Consider the following 20,332-nt stretch of genomic DNA (forward strand, 5'->3'; position numbering starts at 1 on the left):
TTGGTGATCACTTTTGCAAGGGCGACCATGATGGGTCAGACCCCCCTTCGGGCGTACGCACTGGCCTCAGGTTACGCCCTGAAATGTCCACTGAATAGAGCGTTGATGATCCCCCTGCGCCTTGGGTTTCGCGGGCAAACATCACCACACGACCATTGGGTGCCCATGTTGGGCCTTCGTCCAGAAACGATGCGGTCAGCAGACGTTCTTCTGAACCGTCCAACCGCATCACACCAATATGAAAGCGGCCTTTGTTCTGTTTCGTGAACGCCACCAGATCGCCGCGCGGCGACCACACAGGTGTGCCGTAACGCCCTTCACCAAAGGAGATTCGCGTGGCTTCGCCGCCAGTTGCAGGCATGATATAAAGTTGCTGCGTGCCGGACCGGTCGCTTTCAAAAACAATGCGTTGGCCATCTGGTGAAAAGCTGGGTGCGGTTTCAATCGCGGGGGTGTTGGTCAGGCGAACGGATGATCCGCTGGCGATGTCCATGGTATAGATGTCAGTATTACCGCCTTGGGTGAGCGAGAAAACCACCGTCTGTCCGGAGGGCGAAAATCGCGGCGCAAAGCTCATTGTGCCCTCTGAACTTTCCAGAACGCGGCGCGAGACACTGCCGATATCAAGCACATAGATGCGCGGAAATCCGCTTTCGTAGCTGGTATAAAGAACTCTGTCGCCGCTCGGTGAAAAACGCGGTGCCAGAACGATGGATCCTGAATCGGTCAGGTACTGCACATTCGCACCATCATAATCCATGATCGCCAGTCGTTTTTTGCGGTCATCTTTTGGGCCTGTCTCAGAAACATAGGCAACGCGGCTATCGAAATAACCGCCTTCTCCGGTGATCCTGCTATACACCTCATCGGCCACCTTGTGCGCCATCCGCCGCCACCCGCCGGTGGTGCCGGAAAACTGCAGTCCGTTGCCCATTTCAGCACCCGAAAACACATCATAAAGGCGAAATTTCACATTGACCGAACCGCCCTGAACATTGACGGCCCCTGTGACCAAGGCTTGTGCGTTGATCGCCTTCCAATCGGCGTATTGCACGCTGGCATTAAAATCACTGACGGTTGAGATAAATGCGCTTGCAGGGATTTCGCGGAACAGCCCGGTGCCAATCAGATCTTCCGCGATGACACGGGCAAGATCGTTGGCGAGCTGTCCGGCCTCGGCGCTTTCAGGCTGAAAGGTCGGCACCGCGAAGGGCAAAGGTTCGATGATCCCCTCATCAATGATGATCTTGAGCGGTTCTTGCGCCAGAACCGTGACGGGGACGGCTATCGCGCTGAGCAATGCCAAACAAATGCTGAGAAAACGTGATTTCATCTGAGGCAAATCCTTTCAGGATCAAACATGATGGCAGTGTCGCGCCGAGCGGCGTGCTTTTCGAGGGGAAGTTTATGGGCTTTGAGACCCACGCAGGCAAACATATGACACAATGCCGCGCCGATTTTCGCCAGAGGGGCGGTAAAATTGAAAGTGCAAAGGGTCATCTGTTCCCCATCTTTTTTGGATCAAAGGTCATCTCTATGGTCTGCCATTGGCTGAATTTGTCGCTGGGCAGATTATAACCCTTTGACCCACAAAGGATAATCGCACGGCGTGCTGAGTCGAACACACGTTTTGCATCCGCGTCAGACCCACCAGATGCACCAACCTGTCGGATTGTTTCAATCACAGGCGTACCATTTTGATTCATATTCACGCTGACAACAACAGTTGTCTGCAGCGCGGCCGAAGACAGCGAGCCGACATTCCAGCAGGCCGATACCGCAACGCGCAGCGATTCTTTATCTCCTGCCGACAAGGGCGGGCCACTCGGGGCAGCTGGTGATGCGGGCGCTGGTGTTGCGGGCGCTGGTGTTTCAGCACCGCTGAGCGCTTCTTCCAGTGCTGCAGTCACCGCGTCGGTTTCGGATGACGTCGACGGCTCGGCAGGTGTGGACGTCGGTGTCTCGGTTGCTTGTGGCTGCGGTGCAGCAGGACGTTGGCCGGGCGGGCGCGGCGATGCAGCGGGGGCTGCGGTGACTTCGGTCACAATCTCGGTTGTGGCCTCAGGTGGTGCCTGAGCCTCTTGTGGTTCTTCGACGGTTTCACCGGCGGCGTCCGGTGCGACCGCCTGTTGCTCAACCGGGTCCGGCGTTGCATCTGGATCAGGTTCCGCCACAGGGTCTGGTGCCACCCGCTCCACCGGGCGTGGTGCCGCCTCCGGGGCGACCTCTGGCACCAGCACGGCAATATCGCCCACCGGCTGGTCCAGTTCTGGCGGGGCATCATCGACCTGAGCCTCGGGCGGCAAAGTCAGTTCCGTCACCTCAGGGAGTGTATCGTCGGGTGGCGGAGTTTCGGCCTGAATGGGTGCGGGTTGTTCAATGGCCGCATCCGGCGTTGCGGACACCTCCGGTATATCCGTTGACACCTCTGGCTCGGCAGGTTGCGCCACGTCAGTCGCTGTGTCAGGCGATTGCCCGGCCGCGACCAGTGCGTCAAAATCGGCACCGCTGATCACGGATACCTCTGTCATCTCAAATGGCGGCGGATCGGGGTCGAACACGCTGCCAAAAAGCAGCCAGCCGATGAAAATCAGATGCCCCGCCCCAGAAATATAATGCCCGGTATGCACGCCTAGCCACCCGATGCGTCGCTGCCATCCAGCGCCGGACCACCGATGTCTGTGACCAGACCGATGTTTGAAAAGCCACCCGCATTCAGCGCGCCCATGATCTCCATCACGGCGCTATAGGGCACTTTGCCATCAGCGCGCAGAAACACCCGGTCGCTTGCCCGTTCAGCCGCGATCGCTCGCAGCTTGTTCACGAGATCATTTCGCGGTGTTTCCGTGGTCTGGATCTGCACGCCGCCATCCGCTGTGATTGTCACTGTCAACGGCTCTTCTTGTTCTGACGGCAAGGCACCGGCAGCCGTTTTGGGCAACTCAACAGGCACACCTACAGTCAACAACGGTGCAGCGACCATAAAGATGATCAACAGCACCAACATCACATCTACAAAAGGTGTGACATTGATCTCTGCCATCGGCTGGCTGCGCCCGCGCCGCCGTCCGCGCCCGCCGCCTTGCTTTTTTACAACTCCTGCCCCCATGACCTAGCTGTCCAGCTGGCGGCTGAGGATGGTGGCAAATTCGTCTGAAAACGCTTCATATCCACCAAGAATACGGTCACTGTCGGCGCTCAGTTTGTTATAGAAAACCACCGCCGGGATCGCCGCCATCAGGCCCATGCCTGTCGCCAACAGCGCCTCAGCGATACCGGGGGCGACGACGGCCAAATTGGTATTTTGCTGTTCTGCGATTTCGATAAAGGCATTCATGATGCCAAATACCGTCCCGAACAACCCCACAAACGGGGCCGTTGAGCCGACGGTCGCCAACACAGGCAACCCTTTTTGCAACCGCTCCGCTTCCTTTGCTATCGCCACGTCCATGCTCCGGTCGATGCGCGCAGTGGCACCGGGGATCAATCCACCGTCATCACGGTGCGAGCGGCGCCATTCGGTCATGCCGGAGGCAAAGATTTTCTCTGCCGATCCATCCGGGTCCCCACCAACGCTGTCAAACAACCCATCCAATGGCTCACCTGACCAAAACGCCTGATCAAACTGCTCTGCCTGGGCGCGGGCCTTGCGGTATTGGATGATTTTCTGAACGATGATCGACCACGACCAAAACGACGCGACAATCAGTGAGATCATCACCAGTTTCACGGTCACGGTTGCCTCAGCAAACATCGACCATACCGAAATGCTGCCCCCAACGTTGGCTGCTAATAATGCTGTCTGCATGTGTCCTGCTCTTTTTACCCACCGCTGATGCGGCCTACTGCCTCAGGCCTCGGTTTTCCAAGGCTCCATTTGGCACGAAACTAACCCAGCACAATTGGGAAAGCTAGGGTCTTGGCAAAGCGCCGCTTGTCAGAGGGCCATTGAGCGAAGTTTCGCTGGCAAACGCGCTGGCTTTCCGCCCGCCCCGATGCACACGATTGTGACAACGGCGCGAAACAAGCAGGTCTGATCGCGCCAGACCTCTTGGCCCATCACCATACGCGCGGGCGTGAGCGCGTCCAAGGTTGTGCGCACCTCCAACACATCTTCAAACTGTGCCGGGGCCAGATAATCCGCTTCGATCCGTCGCACCGCAAAAACCAGCCCATCCGCTTTCATCGCCAGTTGGTCAATGCCCATCTCGCGCACCCAGTCGCTGCGCGCGCGTTCAATGAACCGCAGGTAATTTGCGTAATAGACGATGCCCGCCATGTCGGTGTCTTCGTAATAGACACGCAATGAGAAATGATGGATCACTGCGGGTTCACCACCCGAGCCGCAATCCGCAACGCATGTGACGGATCCTGTGCCATCGCCGGTAAAACAGGATCATAGGCCGCACGCAAAACATCGGCGATGTCGGGGCGCAAGACGGTTGTCTCGCCGTTTGCGGCCAAGGGTGAGCGGTCTTGGAATGCGGTGTCGGACCACAGCAGCATCGACTGCACGATTTGAGACAGGGCAAGAGTGTGCGCTGGCACCGCACTCAGATGTTCATCCATTCGCAGGAATACAAAGCACGCCTTGATTGCGCCCGTCGCATCGAACCTGAAAATCCGGTACTGATTTGCATCCACTGCCTCCAGCCGCGCCACCAACGGTGCCAAATCAGGCACCAGCCGGTCCATACCTTTGACTTCCGGCAACTCGGACCACTCCGAAAAAAAGAAAATCATCAGATTGCTGCCAAGTTCGGCATCCATCTCGCCCATCTCATGTCCGGCAAGGCTGACCACCGCTTCCAACGCACCTTTGACCACCGCCAATGTCGCATCTTCAACTCCAAATACCACGGGGCAAATCGCCCTGCCCCAGCGCGCAAAGGCAAAGCAGCCGTCGCCGCGGGTGAACAACGCTTCGATCTGCGCCGCCTCCAGTTTCTTTTCGCCCAAAATACTCAATCCCACCCCCTCAGCCAAACAGATCACTTTGCGGTTTGGGCGGCGTCATCCCCAGATGCACCCACGCTTTTCGCGCCAGCATCCGCCCGCGCGGTGTCCGCTGGATCAATCCCTGTTGCAGCAAGAAAGGCTCAATCACTTCTTCCAACGCATCACGGCTCTCCGACAGGGCCGCCGACAACGTTTCAATCCCAACCGGGCCGCCTTGATAATTTTCGGCAATTAGCCGCAGATATCGCCGGTCCGCCCCATCCAGACCCAGATGATCAACACCAAGCCGTGTAAGCGCCATGTCTGCCAGCGCCCGCGTTACCGTGCCATCGCCCTCAACCACCGCAAAATCCACCACACGGCGCAATAACCGACCCGCAATCCGAGGTGTCCCCCGCGCCCGCTTGGCGATCTCGCGCGCGCCGCCCTCATCGGCCGGCGCACCCAGTTTACGGGCATTGCGATCCACGATGATGAACAGTTCGTCCTCGGTATAAAACTGCAACCGCGTCGGGATGCCAAAGCGGTCGCGCAGCGGCGTGGTCAAAAGCCCCATGCGCGTTGTGGCCCCAACAAGGGTAAAGGGCTGCAATTCGATGCGCACGGTGCGCGCCGCAGGGCCTTCGCCGATCACCAGATCCAACTCAAAATCCTCAAGCGCGGGGTAAAGCACCTCTTCAACCGCCGGGTTGAGCCGGTGTATCTCGTCAATAAACAGCACATCGCGGGGTTCGAGATTGGTCAGGATCGCCGCCAGATCGCCCGCCTTGACCAACACCGGTCCGGAGGTCATGCGAAAACCAACACCCAACTCACGCGCCATGATCTGTGCCAGCGTCGTCTTGCCCAAACCAGGCGGGCCGTGAAACAACGTGTGGTCCATCGCCTCGCCGCGTTGCTTGGCTGATTGGATAAACACCCGCAGGTTCGACCGTGCCTCAGCCTGACCGACAAATTCATCCAGCAACTGCGGACGCAACGCGCGGTCAAAATCCTCGGGCAGCGGTTCGGGCCGCAATGTCGGGTCGCTGTCGTTCATGTGTTATCCAAGACAAAAAAAGGCCCATCGGGGTGATGCATATACCCTAGCCCTTTGGGGCCAATAGTTTCAACGCCGCGCGGATCAGTGCGGGCGTCTCTGCATCCGGTATCTCACCTGCCGCCTGCGCCACAGCGCCTGCGGCATCACCGGGGCTATAGCCAAGATTACTCAAGGCAGAAAGCGCCTCCGATTGTGCGGACGCATTGGGGGCGGACGCTATGGGTTTGCGGGCTATGGGAGCTTCAATGACCTCTGCAGGCACATCGCCTTGGGCTTGGGCCAGTGTGCCACTCATTGCCATGACACCCGGTGCCTTGTCCTTGAGGTCCAACACCACGCGTTGTGCAATCTTTGGCCCCACACCTTTGGCCGCCTTGACCGCATTCCAGTCGCCCAACGCAATGGCGCGGCTGACCCCATCCGGCCCCAACGCCCCAAGAATCGCCAGCGATGCCTTGGCCCCGACCCCTTGAACGGAAGTCAGCAGGCGATGCCATTCTTTTTCAACCAATGTTTGAAAGCCGAACAGTTGCATAAGGTCTTCGCGCACCACCAGATCGGTAAAAAGGGCGACAACCTCGCCCACCCCCGGCAAAGCGGCCAATGTGCGCTCGGAACAATAAATCAGATACCCAACACCGCGCACGTCGATCAGCAAATGATCTGCCGCGCGGTATTCAATGCGACCTGTTATTTTTCCAATCATGCAGTGGCCTTTGCAACGGCTGCGGCAAAGGTGCTCGCCCCACCGTGGTGCGCATGACATATTGCGATGGCGAGCGCATCCGCTGCATCCGGGCCAGCAATCTCGACACCGGGCAGTTGCATGCGCACCATATGCGCGACCTGGCCCTTATCCGCATGTCCGACCCCCACGACCGTTTTTTTGACCGTGTTGGGCGCATACTCACCAACCGTCAGGCCTGCTTGGGCAGGCACCAGCATCGCAATACCGCGCGCCTGTCCCAGTTTGAGAGTGCCTGCACCGTCCTTGTTCACAAACGTCTGCTCAACTGCGGCGGCTTCGGGGCGGTAGGTGGCAAAGACCCGGGTCAGTTGCCCGTGCAACGATAACAGCCGTTGTGCCAGATCTTCGCCAACGGACACACAAACCCCATTTGCAACATGCGTGATGCGGCTGCCTGCCACGTCAATGACGCCCCAACCAAGATTGCGCAGCCCCGGATCAATGCCGATTACCCGTACCATATGTCCAGTTGCCTCAAATTGTTGCTTTTTTGTTTCACTAGCACGAAAGGCGAACATTGGCCAAGCTTTTCCCATCAGCGTGTGATTGCGACCTCTGAGGTGTCGCTTTTACGCCAGAGCGGCTGAAATCGCCTTTCTCAAGATCAAAAGCGACACTCCGGTAAACACAATTTTGCCTTACTTTACGGCGCGTTAACCACCTTTCGAACCTATGCAATGGGTGCAGATCACACATGCGTTTCTGTCAATTGTGCTATCCAATAAACCCGCCTATCTGCCCCTCAGACAGTCGGGCAAACCGGCATAAAAATTCAGATATAAAGGATGGCTCAAATGGCAGCTTTCGACACAACCCGCACCGCTTATGGCTCAGTATTGGCCGTTTCTCGCATTTCTTCGTTTATCGCGAACATTTTTGGCAATGTTGTTGCCTGGAATGATGCACGCGTAACACGTAACGCATTGGCAGCTTTGTCTGATCGCGAACTGGACGATATCGGCCTGATCCGCGGCGACATCGATGTTGTCGCCCAGACAGATTTCATTCGTTAAATGGCGATGGGCGCGCTGATCAGCGCACGCCTTGTCACTCCGACGCAATAAGCCACGCCTGTGAGAACAGCGCGTGGCTTTTGCTATATAATGCCCTGAGTGCGCAGGCGAAGTGACCGGTGTCGTCCGAAAAGCCAAATGCCCGTTTCAGGCAATGATGCCAACCCTTACCGCAATAGCGGTACAACAAGATCCGCCATCATCGCCGTGAGTGGATCAATACCCAACAGCTTGGCACCTGCGGCCTCAACCACTGAACTGTTCTCAAGCTTGGAAAGCCGTTCTGCATAAGTTGCGGGACCAACAGATGCCAACATAAATGCCTTAAATGCAACGAAGCCGAAAACAAGCAAGAACAGCCCTTTGAAGGGAAATCCATTTCGTTTGGCTTTCGGAGTGACCTGGATCAGCCCGTCTGGCCCCACTTGGGTAGAAAACCCATGCGTCATCTTCGCATGTTTGTGGCCAAGCAGGCTCAGGCGCTTGTTAAATTGGTCATGTGTCTCAGCCATGGCAATAGCCTTCTCAGATCAACGGCCCCCACCGGATCAGTTCCGAAAGACATTAGGCCTGAAATGTGGCATTTTCTGGGCAAGTGCCTCAAATTCCCCTTAAATGGGGGTCAATTTAGGTCATTTTGCGAAGTGTCAGGGTTGTCCAATCGACAATGCTTTCCCTATGGACAAGATTGATGCCGGATCGTGCATAAACGTCGATCACATCGTCGGCCTGTTCGTTCAAGATTCCTGACAGGATCGCATAGCCGCCGGGCTGCATGGCGTGCGCCATATCGGGGGCAAGTGCGACAAGGGGGCCTTTGAGGATATTGGCAAATACCAGATCAAACGGGGCTGCCTCGGCCAGAACAGGGTGGTCAAAGCCAGCCGCCTCAACGCAATTGACGCGCCCGTCCAAACCGTTGGCCATTACATTTGCCGCGGCAACTTCAACCGCAACTTCATCTATATCGCTGGCCAGCACGTTTTTCGGCCAGATACGGGCGGCGGCCATGGCCAGAACGGCTGTGCCACAGCCGATATCGACAACGTTTTCTCCTTCAAACCCGTCACCCGCCAAGCGGTCCAGCGCCCGCAGACATCCCAAGGTAGTGCCGTGATGACCGGTACCAAACGCCATTGCCGCCTCAATCAGCAAAGGTTCGCAGTCCTGGGGGACCTTGTCAGCGTCATGGCTGCCATAAACAAAGAACCGACCGGCCTCGACCGGAGCGAGCTCGCGGCGCACATGGGCGACCCAATCGGTCTCTGGCACTTCTGAAACGACAAAAGGCTTGGCCCCCATTGCCACCGCAAGAACCATCAACGCGGTCTCATCCGGGGCGGCTTCGAAATAACCGCCCACTTCCCACAGGCCTGAGCCGTCTTCAACCTCGAAGACACCAACCCCTGTCGGTTCTGGCGTCAGGCCCTCCATCGCGTCGCCCAGCGCGTAAGCGGGGTCGCGGCCCATCAGGGTGGTCAGTGCGGTAAACGTTGGCATCATCTTCTCCGATATCTGTCCGGGTTCGGGTAGGGGCGCAAGGACGGGCGGTCAAGGGGCGGCGTGTCCTCAGCCTGAAGTCGCGCGACAAAGGCCCAGCCCCAGAGTGCCGCGACCACGCCCATCAACACACCGGCCAGTGCCTGGCCAAAGATGACCCCGATCGTTCCAAGATAAAGGCTGAGCCAAGACGCCAGTGGCCAGGACAGCGCACCGTCTTTCAGCCAGTTCACCAGCGTGGATCGGCCAGGCCTGCCCAGACTGTTAAAGGCCGCATTGGAGACAATGAGCGCACCGATGAAGATGAACGCGCCCACACCCACCGTGGTAAACGCCGCCAAAATCGCAGCCCCCTGCCCTTGCTAGGCAAAGGCCCAGATCACATAGGGCGTTGTCAGGTACAGCAAAAGCCACGCCACCAGCGCATAAATCAGGCAAAAGATCCGCGCGTTGCAATAGGTACTGCGCACGCGCGCCATCTGACTCTCGCCAAAATTCTGGCCAAAAATGCCGCCAATGGCCCCCGACAGGGCAAACACCCCGCCAAAAACCACAACGGTCAGCCGCCCGACCACAGCCCAAGCCGCCACCGCATCATCGCCAAAAGGGGCCATGACGATGGTCAGCAGATAATTCGCGACCGGCGTGGACATTTGCGTGGCAATCGCTGGCAGGACGATCACCATATAGGGTTTGAAAAACGCGCGCCCATCCGCAACTGCAGGCCATGCAATAAGGTCATTGCGACGCGCCGCAAAATAGATCGCAAGCGCTACAATACAGATGCGAAATGCAAAAAAGCCCGATCGCAGCGCCATCCAGCCCCAGCCCGAGCCAGACAATCAGGATCGGGTCGAGCACCATCAAAAGCACACCGGAAAACAGGGTGACATACATCGCCTGTGCCCCGAACCCTTCAGCACGCAGCGCCCCCGAGCAGGTCGGTGCCACGGCCATCAGGATGAGCGAAGGCATGGTGATTGCCAGATAGCGCGCCGCAAGCCGTGCGGTTTCGCCCTCGGCCCCAGCCAGTGCAACCAGATCGTGCCGTTCCATGATGACCAACAGCGCCACGCAGGTTTGGACCCCCGCAGCAATCACGGTCGCGGCCCCCGCCTGCCGGCGAGCCAGCGTCACAGCCCACCTGCCGATACTGCGCGAGATCATCGCTGTTGCCGCAATCATGAAACCAACGGCGATGGAAACCGAATAGAAACTGGATTGCAAAGGCAAACCCGATGGTGGCCACCAATGTCGGATCACCGCGTTGAGATATCCACAAAAGCTCCGCCGCATCGACCGGCAAAACAAAGGTAATGCCCATCGCGACGGTTGCTGTCATCCGCATCACGTGACCCATTGCGGACCCGGTCAGGAACCGCCCCTGCGCCACCTGCGTGCTACTCTGCGGCCTGCGGCAGCCTACTTGCAAGTATGGTTTCGTTCCCCGGTGCAGGATGGCGCGGGATCAGCATTGCAAGGCAAAAAGACACACACGCCATGCCCGCCGCCAGAAAGAACACCGCCGCTGGTGACACCAGCCACAAGAGCCCAAGCAGCACGGGCAAGAACACCGCTGCAATATGGTTGATGGTAAAGGCCACTGCTGCTGTGGGCGCTATGTCAGCGGGTGACGCGATCTTTTGGAAGTAAGTTTTGAGCGCCAGTGCGAGGGCAAAGAACATATGGTCCAGCACATAAAGCACCGCCGCAACGATCACGCCCCAGCCCATGAAATAGACACCGCCGTAAGAGAGGAACACCAGTATCAGCCCGATGTATTCAAACCCCAGCGCGCGCCGCTCTCCAAAGAAACCAACGGCGCGGCCCATCAACGGGGCAAAGATCATGTTGGCAACCAGATTGATCAGATAAAGCGTGGTGATTTCGTGCACTTCAAATCCAAAGCGTTCGACCATCATAAATCCTGCAAAAACCATGAAGATCTGCCGCCGCGCACCGGACATGAACTGCAGCGCATAATAAAGCCAGTAACGCTTGCGCAGGACCATCTTTTTGATCTGCGGTGTCGGTGCCTCAAATTGCGGATAGGCGACAATCGCGAAAATCACGATCAGCACCGTGATGCCACCACCAACCATATAGACGATGTTATACGAGAGATTCAGTGTCTCCCAAAGTGCCATGATCGCCAGATAGGCAATCAACGTGGCAAATGACCCTGCGGCCATCAGCCACCCAAGCATCCGCGGCGCGTCTTCGATCTTAAGCCATTGCAATTGCAGCGATTGATTGACCGTTTCGTAATAGTGAAAGCCAATGGAGCTGAGCATTGTGAGGGTCAGAATGCCGCCCATCGTGGGAAACAAAGCGGTAAGCATCGTCGCCACGCCAAGCAAGATCAGCGCCACCAGCCCCAGCACCTGCTCGCGCACGAAAATGATGATCGCAATCACGCCAACAGCCAGAAAACCGGGAATTTCGCGCACTGTGTGCAACAGACCAATATCGGCCCCATCAAAATCAGCGACCTCGATGACAAAATTGTTCAGCAGCGCCGCCCACGTGTTGAACGCAATCGGCATGGCCAGTGCCATCAGAAACAACAACGCCACGGGGCGGCACCAAAATGGCAGCCGTTTGGCGTCTTCGAGGGTGATATACTGAGCCATACCAAACCCAATACGCCCCAGACGCCGCAATGGCGAGATGCAAATGCACCCGCCCCTTCACCCTTTTCGAAAATACCGCACGGGGGTCTGGGGGTGTGAAACCCCCAGTGGCCTCACCCTAGTAAAAACTCTGCGGATCTATATCAACGGCCAGTCGCAAATCACCCTTGAGGCGCACCTGTGCGACCCAGCGTGCCAGCGCTTCCTGCAAGGGCGCAGACTTGTCCGCCTTGACCAAGAGGCGCACCCGGTGGCGACCGCGGACCCGTGCAATAGGGGCCGGTGCAGGCCCAAAGACCTGAGCGCCAACCGCGCGCAACGGCCCGTCCTGACGCGCCAGCAAGTTGCCCGCATCAAACACCTGTGCGATGTCGGGCCCGCTCAGGATGATCCCGGCCATTCGGCCATAAGGCGGCACACCGGCCTGTTGCCGTTCCTTGGCCTCTGCGGCCCAAAACGCGTCTTCGTCGCCTGCCAAAATTGCCCGGATCACCGGATGCTCGGGTTGATAAGTCTGCAACAGGGCGGTGCCCGGTGCCTCTGCCCGGCCCGCCCGCCCCGCCACCTGCCGCATCAGCTGAAACGTCCGTTCTGCTGCGCGCAGATCGGACCCCATCAGGCCCAGATCGGCATCGATCACACCGACAAGCGTCAGATTTGGGAAATTGTGTCCTTTGGCGACAAGTTGGGTCCCGATTATGATGTCGGCGGCCCCGTCACTGATTGCTGCGATCTCGGCCTTGAGCGCGCGCGCTGATCCGTACATGTCTGAACTTAAGGTGGCGATGCGGGCATCTGGCCACAATGCGGCGGCCTCTTCGCCCAAACGTTCCACACCTGGTCCCACCGGGGCCAGCCGCCCCACTGCTTCGCACGACGGGCATACCTCTGGCATCGGTTTGCTTTCACCACATTGGTGACAGACGAGGCGTTTCAAAAACCGGTGTTCCACCATCCGCGCGTCGCAATGATCACAGCCAATTTGATGGCCGCAGGCGCGGCAGAGCGTGATCGGAGCATAGCCGCGGCGGTTGATAAAAAGCATCGCCTGCTCGCCCTTTTCCAACCGTTTGCTGACTTCGATTTGCAAGGTCGGTGACACCCACTTGTCGCTTGGCAAAGCTTCTGCGCGCATGTCGATTGCGCCCATCGTCGGCAAGACTGCCGGGCCGAACCTTGAGGTCAATTCCAGCCGCCGGTATTTGCCTGCCTCTACGTTGGCCCAGCTTTCCAGCGACGGGGTAGCCGAAGCCAATACCACCTGCGCCCCGCAGATTGCTGCACGCAGCACGGCCATATCGCGGGCATTGTACAGAACGCCTTCTTCCTGCTTGTAGGAGGTATCGTGTTCTTCATCGACGACAATCAGGCCAAGGTTCTGAAACGGGAGGAACAAGGCCGACCGCGCGCCGATGACCAATTGCGCCTGTCCGTGTCCGACCATGCGCCAGATGCGACGGCGTTCGGTCATGGTGGCCCCTGAATGCCATTCCGCAGGCTTTGCCCCAAATCGTTCCTGAACGCGGGTGAAAAACTGTTCAGTCAAGGCAATCTCGGGCAGCAATACCAAGGCCTGACGGCCGGCCCTCAGTGCAGCGGCGATCGCTTCGAGGTAAACTTCGGTTTTGCCCGATCCGGTCACGCCGCGCAGCAACGTGGTGCCATATGCCTGCCCAGCCACACCCTCAGCCAGCGCACGTGCGCCCGCCGCCTGATCTTGCGTCAGTTCTTTGCTTGGCAAGTCCGGGTCCATCGGCGCGAACGGCACATCTCGTGGGCTGTCTTCTTCAAACACGGCCCCCTGACCAACCAGCCCCTTCACAACAGAAGGCGTCACCCCCGCCATTTCAGCGAGTTCTTTGAGCGTGAATGACAGATCGCCATATTCTGACAATGTCGCAAGCACACGCGACCGCGCGTCTGTCATCCGCTCAGGCTCTTTCACACCACGACGATATACTTTGCGCATCGACGGCGGGTCGCCCAAACCCGGTGCGCGGGTGGCCAGCCGCAGCATGGCGGGCATCGGTGTGAGCGTATAGGCCGCCGCGCGCATCAAAAACTCGCGCATTTCCGCCCGCATCGGTGCCGCATCTAATACTCTGATGACAGAGCGTATTTTGGCAATGTCATAGTCGCCCTTACCCGCACCCCAAACAACCCCAAGCACCTTGCGCGGCCCCAAGGGTACCTCAACGAAGGCACCCAAATGACAGCCGCCTTCAGGCGCTTTATAGTCCAAAGCACGTCCCAAAGGCTGCGTCGTCAGCACGGACACCAAAGCGCCGTGGTCAAAGAATTCTTGGGACGTCACCAAAAGCTCCGATTGAACAATTTCGGGATTTGAGGGTTTCAGCAGGGCCGATCATGCGGTAAAGCCAACATCAACGCTCCGTTCCTCATACGCAAGGACAAGACATGAAATTTTTCGTAGATACCGCCGAGATTGACGCCATCGCCGAGCTTAATGATTTGGGCATGGTCGATGGGGTCACAACCAACCCGTCGCTGATCCTGAAATCAGGCCGGGATATTCTGGAAGTCACTAAAGAAATTTGTGATCTCGTTGACGGCCCGGTCAGCGCCGAAGTCGTCGCCCTCGAAGCCGATGAGATGATCGCCCAAGGCCGCAAACTGGCCAAGATCGCCGACAACATCGCCGTCAAAGTGCCGCTGACATGGGCGGGCCTGAAAGCATGCAAAGTTTTGTCTGGCGAAGGCAAGATGGTCAACGTCACTTTGTGTTTCTCGGCCAATCAGGCATTGCTGGCGGCCAAGGCGGGGGCCACGTTCATTTCCCCTTTCATCGGGCGTCTGGATGACATCAACCTTGATGGTCTTGACCTTATTCAGGACATCCGCACCGTCTATGACAACTATGGCTTTGAAACCCAGATCCTGGCGGCTTCTATCCGCAGCGTGAACCACGTGCAGGATTGCGCATTGATTGGTGCTGACGTGATGACGGCCCCGCCAGAGGTGATCAAGAAACTGGCCAGCCATGTTCTGACCGACAAAGGGCTTGATCAATTCATGAAAGATGCCGCCGAGGGCAATATCAAAATCGTCTGACAAATGGGATGGGCCGCGCGCCCATCTTTCAGGCATTCAGTGCGGCGTCACATGGAGGGGTCTCTCCATCTGACGCTGCGGATGAAGCGGTTTGGCAACACGATCCACCCTGCATTCCCAGTTAACAACAAGGGGGCAGATTTATTCAAAACCTCATGCTATACCACCCAAAATAATCAAGAGACGTACATGAGCAGCAGCCCCAAGATTGATGACGCCCTGCGCGAGGCGATCATTTCGAAACCCGATGTGATACTGGACGATACCGACGTCATGCAGGCGTTGATTGCGGCCAATGAAAAATCGATGGGTGGCAACATCGTCGATCTGCGCGGCATTGCGATGGAACGTCTGGAAACACGTCTGGACCGGCTGGAAGACACCCACCGCAGCGTGATTGCCGCGGCTTACGAAAACCTTGCAGGCACCAACCAGATACACCGCGCCATCCTGCGGATGCTCGACCCGGTCGAATTTGAAGCCTTTCTGCGCGATCTGGGTGGTGAAGTGGCCGAGATCCTGCGCGTTGACGCGGTCAAGCTGGTTTTGGAATCAGTTCAGAACGACAGCGATCCCGCCGTGCAGCGCCTTGGTGATGTTCTCAGCGTCGCTGAACCCGGATTTATTGACGAATACCTGACCCAGGGACGCGGCGGCGCGCCCCGGCAAGTGACATTGCGTGGCGTGCAGGGTGCTGACGAACACATCTACGGCGGCAAGGCGGAATGGATCCGGTCCGAGGCGTGTCTGAAACTGGATTTTGGGGCGGGCCGACTGCCCGGCCTGTTGGTGATGGGTGCCGAGGACCCGCATATGTTCGGGCCCCAGCAGGGAACCGACCTGCTGACATTTTTCACCGGGGTATTTGAGCGCGCGATGCGCCGCTGGTTGTCTTGAACCGGGCGCAACATGCCGCCGACACCGGGCTGATCAGCCCCGCCGCACGCAATGCGCTGCAAACATGGCTTGACCAACAGCGCGCCCTTAAGGGGTCGGCGGACAACACGCTCACCGCGTATCAAGGCGACGTGGCGGATTTTCTGGCATTCATGACGGTCCACAAGGGCGACAGCCAAGGCTTGGGTGCGCTGGCGCGGATCACCATTTCAGATATGCGCAGCTGGATGGCGCGCACGCGCGGCAGCGATGTCGGGCCGCGGTCGATGGCCCGCAAACTGTCTGCGGTAAAGGCGTTCTATCGCTGGCTGGCAGAACGCGAAGGGTTTGAACCCACCGCGGTGCTGTCCACCCGGTCGCCGAAATTTCAGAAAAAACTGCCGCGCCCCTTGGCAATTGATGCTGCCAAGGCGCTGATCGACTGTGTGGAGGTACAAACAGACAGACCTTGGGTGGCGGCACGCGATGTGGCGGTTCTGACCCTCCTATGGGGCTGCGGGCTGCGAATTTCAGAGGCGCTGGGGCTTAAAGGTGCGGATGCACCGCTGCCTGATGTTTTGCGCATTGTCGGTAAGGGCGGCAAGGAACGTGTGGTGCCGGTTCTGCCTGCCGCGCGGACCGCGATTGACGCCTATCTGCGCGAATGCCCTCATCCGCAGGAACCACGCGAACCGCTGTTTCGGGCCATTCGCGGCGGCGGGCTTGGGGCGCGCGCCATTGCGCAGGTGATGGCGAATGCGCGGATGCAGCTTGGCCTGCCCGCCACTGCGACACCACACGCCATGCGCCACAGCTTTGCGACCCATTTGCTGGATGCGGGCGGTGATTTGCGGGCAATTCAAGAGCTTTTGGGCCATGCATCACTGTCCACAACGCAAGCCTATACCGCCGTTGACACAGCGCGGCTGATGGAGGTGTACAACCGGGCGCATCCGAAGGCGGTAGGTTGATTTCCAAACCCCATCTATACTTTTAAGAATTCTGCCTGGACGCGCTAATGACCCAGTTTTTCCACAAATGTCTGAGCGGCGACCGCGGGGTCAACGGTGCCCTCTGCGACCTGATCGCTTAAGTCCCGCAATGCCTTGCGCGCCTGGGTCGTTTCCAACTGCGCCAACAGGCGTTGTTTCACATCCTCAAGGAACCAGTACCGCGCCTGCGTCGCCCTTGTTTGGTCCCAGTACCCATTTTCGCGCCGCCAATTGACAAGCTCAAGCAGGGCTTCCCATGTTTCATCAAGCCCCTGCTCCTGCAACGCCGACACCATCATTGCCTTGGGAAATCCTGCTGGGTCCTGTTCCCTTTTGCGCAGCAACCGCAGTGCGCCCGCATAATCCGCACAGGTGCGGCTCGCGGCCGCTTTGAGATCGCCATCAGCCTTGTTGACGACAATCACATCTGCCATTTCCATGATCCCGCGTTTGACGCCCTGCAATTCATCGCCCCCCGCCGGGGCAAGGAGCAGCAGGAAAACGTCCGACATCTCGGCCACAACCGTTTCAGATTGGCCGACGCCCACTGTCTCAATCAACACCACGTCGTATCCTGCCGCCTCACAAAGCCGCACAGCCTCGCGGGTGCGACGCGCCACACCGCCCAGATGGGTCTGGCTGGGCGAGGGCCTGATAAAGGCGTTGGGATCCCGACTGAGCAAATCCATCCGGGTTTTGTCGCCAAGGATGGAGCCCCCCGAGCGCGATGAAGACGGATCAACAGCAAGTACCGCAACCCGCTTTCCCTGACCGGTAAGCATCATCCCAAAGCTTTCGATAAATGTGGATTTGCCCACACCGGGTGTGCCGGAAAGCCCGATGCGCAAGGCTTGGCTGTCTTGCGGCAAGGCTGCCAACAGTCGCGCGGCGCTTTCGCGGTGATCCGCGCGGCCCGATTCAACCAGCGTGATCGCCTGCGCCAACGCGCGCCGTTCGCCCGCCACCACACGTTCTGCAAGGTCATCCATATCCATGACGCATCTTTTGCGGGGTCGCCTTGAAATGTCCATCCCTTGCCCCTTGGCGCGCGCCGGTCTTTGCCAGATAAAGACCTCATGTCGTTCACCCTTCCCATTGATGCTGTGCTGCCCGAGGTTATTGCGGCGCTTGCAAGCCGCGGTCGCGTGGTGTTGCAGGCCCCGCCCGGTGCGGGCAAGACAACACGGGTTCCGCTGGCGATGCTGGATGCCGGTCTTACAACGCAAAAGATCATCATGCTTGAGCCACGCCGCCTTGCTGCGCGCGCGGCGGCGGAACGCATGGCGGCAACCCTGGACGAGGACGTGGGAAAAACAGTCGGATACCGGGTGCGTGGGGCCTCGGCGATCAGCAGAGATACGCGGATTGAAGTTGTGACCGAAGGCATTTTGACCCGAATGTTGCAACAAGACCCGGATCTGCCCGGCATCGGAGCGGTGATCTTTGACGAATTTCACGAACGCTCGTTGAACGCGGATCTGGGGCTGGCCTTGTGTCTTGAGGTGGCGGGCGCATTGCGCGATGACCTGATGTTGGTGGCAATGTCGGCGACATTGGACGCAGCGCCCGTGGCCACATTGATGGACGCGCCAGTTGTGACCTCAAAAGGCCGCAGTTTTCCGGTTGCGCAGCACTGGCTGGACCGTCCGACAGGCAAGCAGCGCTTTGATCAGGCGGTTGCTGATCTGGTGCTCAAGGCGCTGTCAGAGGCGGAGGGTTCCGCGTTGGTTTTCCTGCCGGGTGAGGGCGAAATCAGGCGGGTGGAAAGTATTTTGGGGGGCCATCTGCCGGCAGATTGCACTTTGGCACCGCTTTTTGGCGCGATGGATTTCAAGGCCCAGCGTGCGGCCATTGCCCCGGCCAAAAAGGGCCGCAAGATTGTGCTGGCAAGCTCTATTGCCGAAACCTCGCTCACCATCGAAGGCATCACGATTGTTGTGGACGGTGGACTGGCGCGCCGCGCGCGGTTTGATGCATCCTCGGGCATGTCGCGGCTGGTGACAGAACGGGTAACGCGGGCCGAAGCAACCCAGAGGGCGGGCCGCGCGGGGCGGATGACTGCAGGGGCCGCTTATAAATTGTGGACCAAGGGCGAAGAAGGCGCGCTTGCGGCCTATCCGCCCGCCGAAATTGAAGTGGGTGACCTGACCGGATTCGCACTGGAACTGGCATTATGGGGCGCGCAGGCGGATGATCTGGCTTTTGTCACGCCTCCGCATGAGGGCCGCTTGGGTGAAGCACAGGCGGTTTTGCAGATGCTGGAGGCGCTGGATGCAGAGGGGCGCATTACCGAACACGGACGCGCCTTAGCACGGCTGCCGCTGCATCCCCGGCTGGCGCATATGGTGGCACGCGGGGGCAAAACCGCGCCGATGTTGGCAGCGCTTTTAGCAGAACGTGATCCGCTGCGCGGGGGATCGGTTGATCTGGCACTTCGGATGGACGCGGTAACTGGCAAGAAATCATCTGCGGAGGCTCATGCCCCCACCCTTGCCCGCATCCGGCAAGAGGCGAAGCGCCTTACACGCGGGCAGCAGGGGACCGGGCCTGATGGCATCGGCATGCTGGCCGCGCTGGCGTATCCTGACCGGATCGGGTTGCGCCGCAATGGCGATGCGCCTCGGTTCATCCTGTCGGGGGGCAAGGGTGCCGTGATGCCAGACCATGATCCAATGGCGGGTGAACGGCTTATCGTGACAACCGATTTGGACGGCGATCCACGAGAAGCAAAGATCAGGCAGGCCGCACGGATATCAGAGGCAGAACTGCGCGAGGCTTTTGGAGCACAGATCATATGGCAGGATGTCTGTTCCTGGTCGCGCCGCGGAAGCCGCGTCCTGACCCGGAAACAAGAACGGTTGGGCGCGCTCGTTCTGGACGACCGCATTTGGGCGCAAGCGCCAGCAGACAAGGTGGCAATCGCGATGCTGGATGGCGTGCGCCAACTTGGCGTGATGCCGAGTGCGGCAGCCGAACGGTTCTTGTCGAGGGTCCGGCTAATGGGCGATGGCTTTCCCGATTTTTCACAGGCTCATCTGATGGAAACACTGGAAACATGGCTATTGCCGCACCTGAATGGTGTGCGCTCCAGCGCCGATTGGAAGCGTTTTGATGTTCTGCCCGCGCTCAAGGCGCGGTTGAATTGGGATCAGACACAAGCGCTGGACCGCGCTGCGCCGGCGCATTTTGAGACGCCATTGGGGCGCAATGTCCCGATTGACTATTCCGGCGTCCAACCACAGATCGCTTTGCGCCTGCAAGAAGTATTTGGCGTCACGCAACATCCGATGATCGCAGGCAAGCCATTGCAGATAACGTTGTTGTCGCCCGCCCAACGCCCGGTTCAGGTGACAACGGATTTGCCGGGCTTCTGGGCCAGCTCTTATGCAGATGTGCGCAAAGACATGCGCGGGCGCTATCCCCGGCACCCCTGGCCTGAGGACCCGACGCAGGCTGATCCCACCTTACGGGCCAAGCGCCGCGGAACGTGAGGGCAG

General features: G+C 58.7%; 22 protein-coding genes. 5 read left to right on the forward strand and 17 right to left on the reverse strand.

Going from position 1 to position 20,332, the window contains the following annotated elements; all coding sequences use genetic code 11:
* Positions 1–7 precede the first annotated feature (7 nt).
* The 9 genes from tolB to ruvC all read right to left on the reverse strand — a co-directional run bounded on the left by tolB (position 8) and on the right by ruvC (position 7,210).
* Positions 8–1,333, reverse strand: coding sequence for a Tol-Pal system beta propeller repeat protein TolB (tolB, locus tag ACEWL3_RS08775; protein ID WP_386181113.1), 1,326 nt, complete (start codon positions 1,331–1,333; stop codon positions 8–10).
* Between the two features lie 163 nt (positions 1,334–1,496).
* Complete coding sequence (locus ACEWL3_RS08780) at positions 1,497–2,630, reverse strand: energy transducer TonB (protein WP_386181111.1); 1,134 nt, start codon at positions 2,628–2,630, stop codon at positions 1,497–1,499.
* Positions 2,631–2,632: 2 nt separating this feature from the next.
* Positions 2,633–3,109 (reverse strand): protein TolR, encoded by a 477-nt coding sequence (tolR, locus tag ACEWL3_RS08785; protein ID WP_386181108.1) that lies wholly within the window; start codon positions 3,107–3,109, stop codon positions 2,633–2,635.
* Positions 3,110–3,112: 3 nt separating this feature from the next.
* Complete coding sequence (gene tolQ, locus ACEWL3_RS08790) at positions 3,113–3,808, reverse strand: protein TolQ (RefSeq protein WP_386181105.1); 696 nt, start codon at positions 3,806–3,808, stop codon at positions 3,113–3,115.
* 129 nt (positions 3,809–3,937) lie between these two features.
* Entirely contained in the window at positions 3,938–4,324 is a 387-nt protein-coding gene (gene ybgC, locus ACEWL3_RS08795) for a tol-pal system-associated acyl-CoA thioesterase (protein WP_386181102.1), read from the reverse strand.
* On the reverse strand, positions 4,321–4,968 hold the full coding sequence (locus tag ACEWL3_RS08800) for a hypothetical protein (protein WP_386181100.1): 648 nt from the start codon (positions 4,966–4,968) through the stop codon (positions 4,321–4,323). The genes ybgC and ACEWL3_RS08800 overlap by 4 nt, the downstream gene beginning before the upstream one ends.
* 10 nt (positions 4,969–4,978) lie before the next feature.
* A complete protein-coding gene (ruvB, locus tag ACEWL3_RS08805; protein WP_386181097.1) occupies positions 4,979–5,998 on the reverse strand; it encodes a Holliday junction branch migration DNA helicase RuvB in 1,020 nt (339 codons plus the stop codon).
* A 46-nt stretch (positions 5,999–6,044) separates the two neighbouring features.
* Positions 6,045–6,707, reverse strand: a complete 663-nt coding sequence (gene ruvA / locus ACEWL3_RS08810) for a Holliday junction branch migration protein RuvA (protein WP_386181094.1) — start codon at positions 6,705–6,707, stop codon at positions 6,045–6,047.
* Positions 6,704–7,210 (reverse strand): crossover junction endodeoxyribonuclease RuvC, encoded by a 507-nt coding sequence (gene ruvC, locus ACEWL3_RS08815; protein ID WP_386181091.1) that lies wholly within the window; start codon positions 7,208–7,210, stop codon positions 6,704–6,706. The genes ruvA and ruvC overlap by 4 nt, the downstream gene beginning before the upstream one ends.
* Positions 7,211–7,543: 333 nt before the next feature.
* Here ruvC and ACEWL3_RS08820 point away from each other — a divergent pair, with 333 nt between their 5' ends.
* Positions 7,544–7,762, forward strand: coding sequence for a DUF1127 domain-containing protein (locus ACEWL3_RS08820; protein WP_386181089.1), 219 nt, complete (start codon positions 7,544–7,546; stop codon positions 7,760–7,762).
* Between the two features lie 167 nt (positions 7,763–7,929).
* On the opposite strand, the gene ACEWL3_RS08825 is transcribed toward ACEWL3_RS08820, so the two are convergent.
* The 7 genes from ACEWL3_RS08825 to ACEWL3_RS08855 all read right to left on the reverse strand — a co-directional run bounded on the left by ACEWL3_RS08825 (position 7,930) and on the right by ACEWL3_RS08855 (position 14,209).
* Entirely contained in the window at positions 7,930–8,274 is a 345-nt protein-coding gene (locus ACEWL3_RS08825; RefSeq protein WP_386181086.1) for a hypothetical protein, read from the reverse strand.
* 115 nt (positions 8,275–8,389) lie between these two features.
* Complete coding sequence (locus tag ACEWL3_RS08830; RefSeq protein WP_386181083.1) at positions 8,390–9,262, reverse strand: 50S ribosomal protein L11 methyltransferase; 873 nt, start codon at positions 9,260–9,262, stop codon at positions 8,390–8,392.
* Complete coding sequence (locus ACEWL3_RS08835; protein ID WP_386181080.1) at positions 9,262–9,603, reverse strand: hypothetical protein; 342 nt, start codon at positions 9,601–9,603, stop codon at positions 9,262–9,264. Before ACEWL3_RS08835 ends, ACEWL3_RS08830 begins: the two co-directional genes overlap by 1 nt.
* A gap of 21 nt (positions 9,604–9,624) precedes the next feature.
* Complete coding sequence (locus tag ACEWL3_RS08840; RefSeq protein ID WP_435000762.1) at positions 9,625–10,080, reverse strand: MATE family efflux transporter; 456 nt, start codon at positions 10,078–10,080, stop codon at positions 9,625–9,627.
* Entirely contained in the window at positions 10,001–10,558 is a 558-nt protein-coding gene (locus ACEWL3_RS08845) for an MATE family efflux transporter (RefSeq protein WP_435000763.1), read from the reverse strand. Before ACEWL3_RS08845 ends, ACEWL3_RS08840 begins: the two co-directional genes overlap by 80 nt.
* 104 nt (positions 10,559–10,662) lie before the next feature.
* Positions 10,663–11,895, reverse strand: coding sequence for an MFS transporter (locus ACEWL3_RS08850; protein ID WP_386181071.1), 1,233 nt, complete (start codon positions 11,893–11,895; stop codon positions 10,663–10,665).
* Positions 11,896–12,013: 118 nt separating this feature from the next.
* Complete coding sequence (locus tag ACEWL3_RS08855; RefSeq protein ID WP_386181068.1) at positions 12,014–14,209, reverse strand: primosomal protein N'; 2,196 nt, start codon at positions 14,207–14,209, stop codon at positions 12,014–12,016.
* A gap of 104 nt (positions 14,210–14,313) precedes the next feature.
* Here ACEWL3_RS08855 and fsa point away from each other — a divergent pair, with 104 nt between their 5' ends.
* The 3 genes from fsa to ACEWL3_RS08870 all read left to right on the forward strand — a co-directional run bounded on the left by fsa (position 14,314) and on the right by ACEWL3_RS08870 (position 16,814).
* The gene (gene fsa / locus ACEWL3_RS08860) at positions 14,314–14,967 is read left to right on the forward strand and encodes a fructose-6-phosphate aldolase (protein ID WP_386181065.1); all 654 of its coding nucleotides are present in this window, start codon (positions 14,314–14,316) and stop codon (positions 14,965–14,967) included.
* Between the two features lie 189 nt (positions 14,968–15,156).
* A complete protein-coding gene (locus ACEWL3_RS08865) occupies positions 15,157–15,864 on the forward strand; it encodes a DUF484 family protein (protein WP_386181062.1) in 708 nt (235 codons plus the stop codon).
* Positions 15,861–16,814, forward strand: coding sequence for a tyrosine recombinase XerC (locus ACEWL3_RS08870; RefSeq protein ID WP_386181059.1), 954 nt, complete (start codon positions 15,861–15,863; stop codon positions 16,812–16,814). Before ACEWL3_RS08865 ends, ACEWL3_RS08870 begins: the two co-directional genes overlap by 4 nt.
* A gap of 44 nt (positions 16,815–16,858) precedes the next feature.
* On the opposite strand, the gene meaB is transcribed toward ACEWL3_RS08870, so the two are convergent.
* Positions 16,859–17,830 carry a methylmalonyl Co-A mutase-associated GTPase MeaB gene (gene meaB / locus ACEWL3_RS08875; RefSeq protein ID WP_386181056.1) on the reverse strand — a complete coding sequence of 324 codons (972 nt, stop codon included), beginning with the start codon at positions 17,828–17,830 and terminating at the stop codon, positions 16,859–16,861.
* Between the two features lie 81 nt (positions 17,831–17,911).
* Between meaB and hrpB the strand changes: the two genes are divergently transcribed.
* A complete protein-coding gene (gene hrpB / locus ACEWL3_RS08880) occupies positions 17,912–20,326 on the forward strand; it encodes an ATP-dependent helicase HrpB (RefSeq protein ID WP_386181053.1) in 2,415 nt (804 codons plus the stop codon).
* The last annotated feature ends 6 nt before the right edge of the window (positions 20,327–20,332 follow it).

The organism is Sulfitobacter sediminivivens (genome assembly GCF_042611115.2).
Lineage (GTDB): Bacteria > Pseudomonadota > Alphaproteobacteria > Rhodobacterales > Rhodobacteraceae > Sulfitobacter > Sulfitobacter sediminivivens.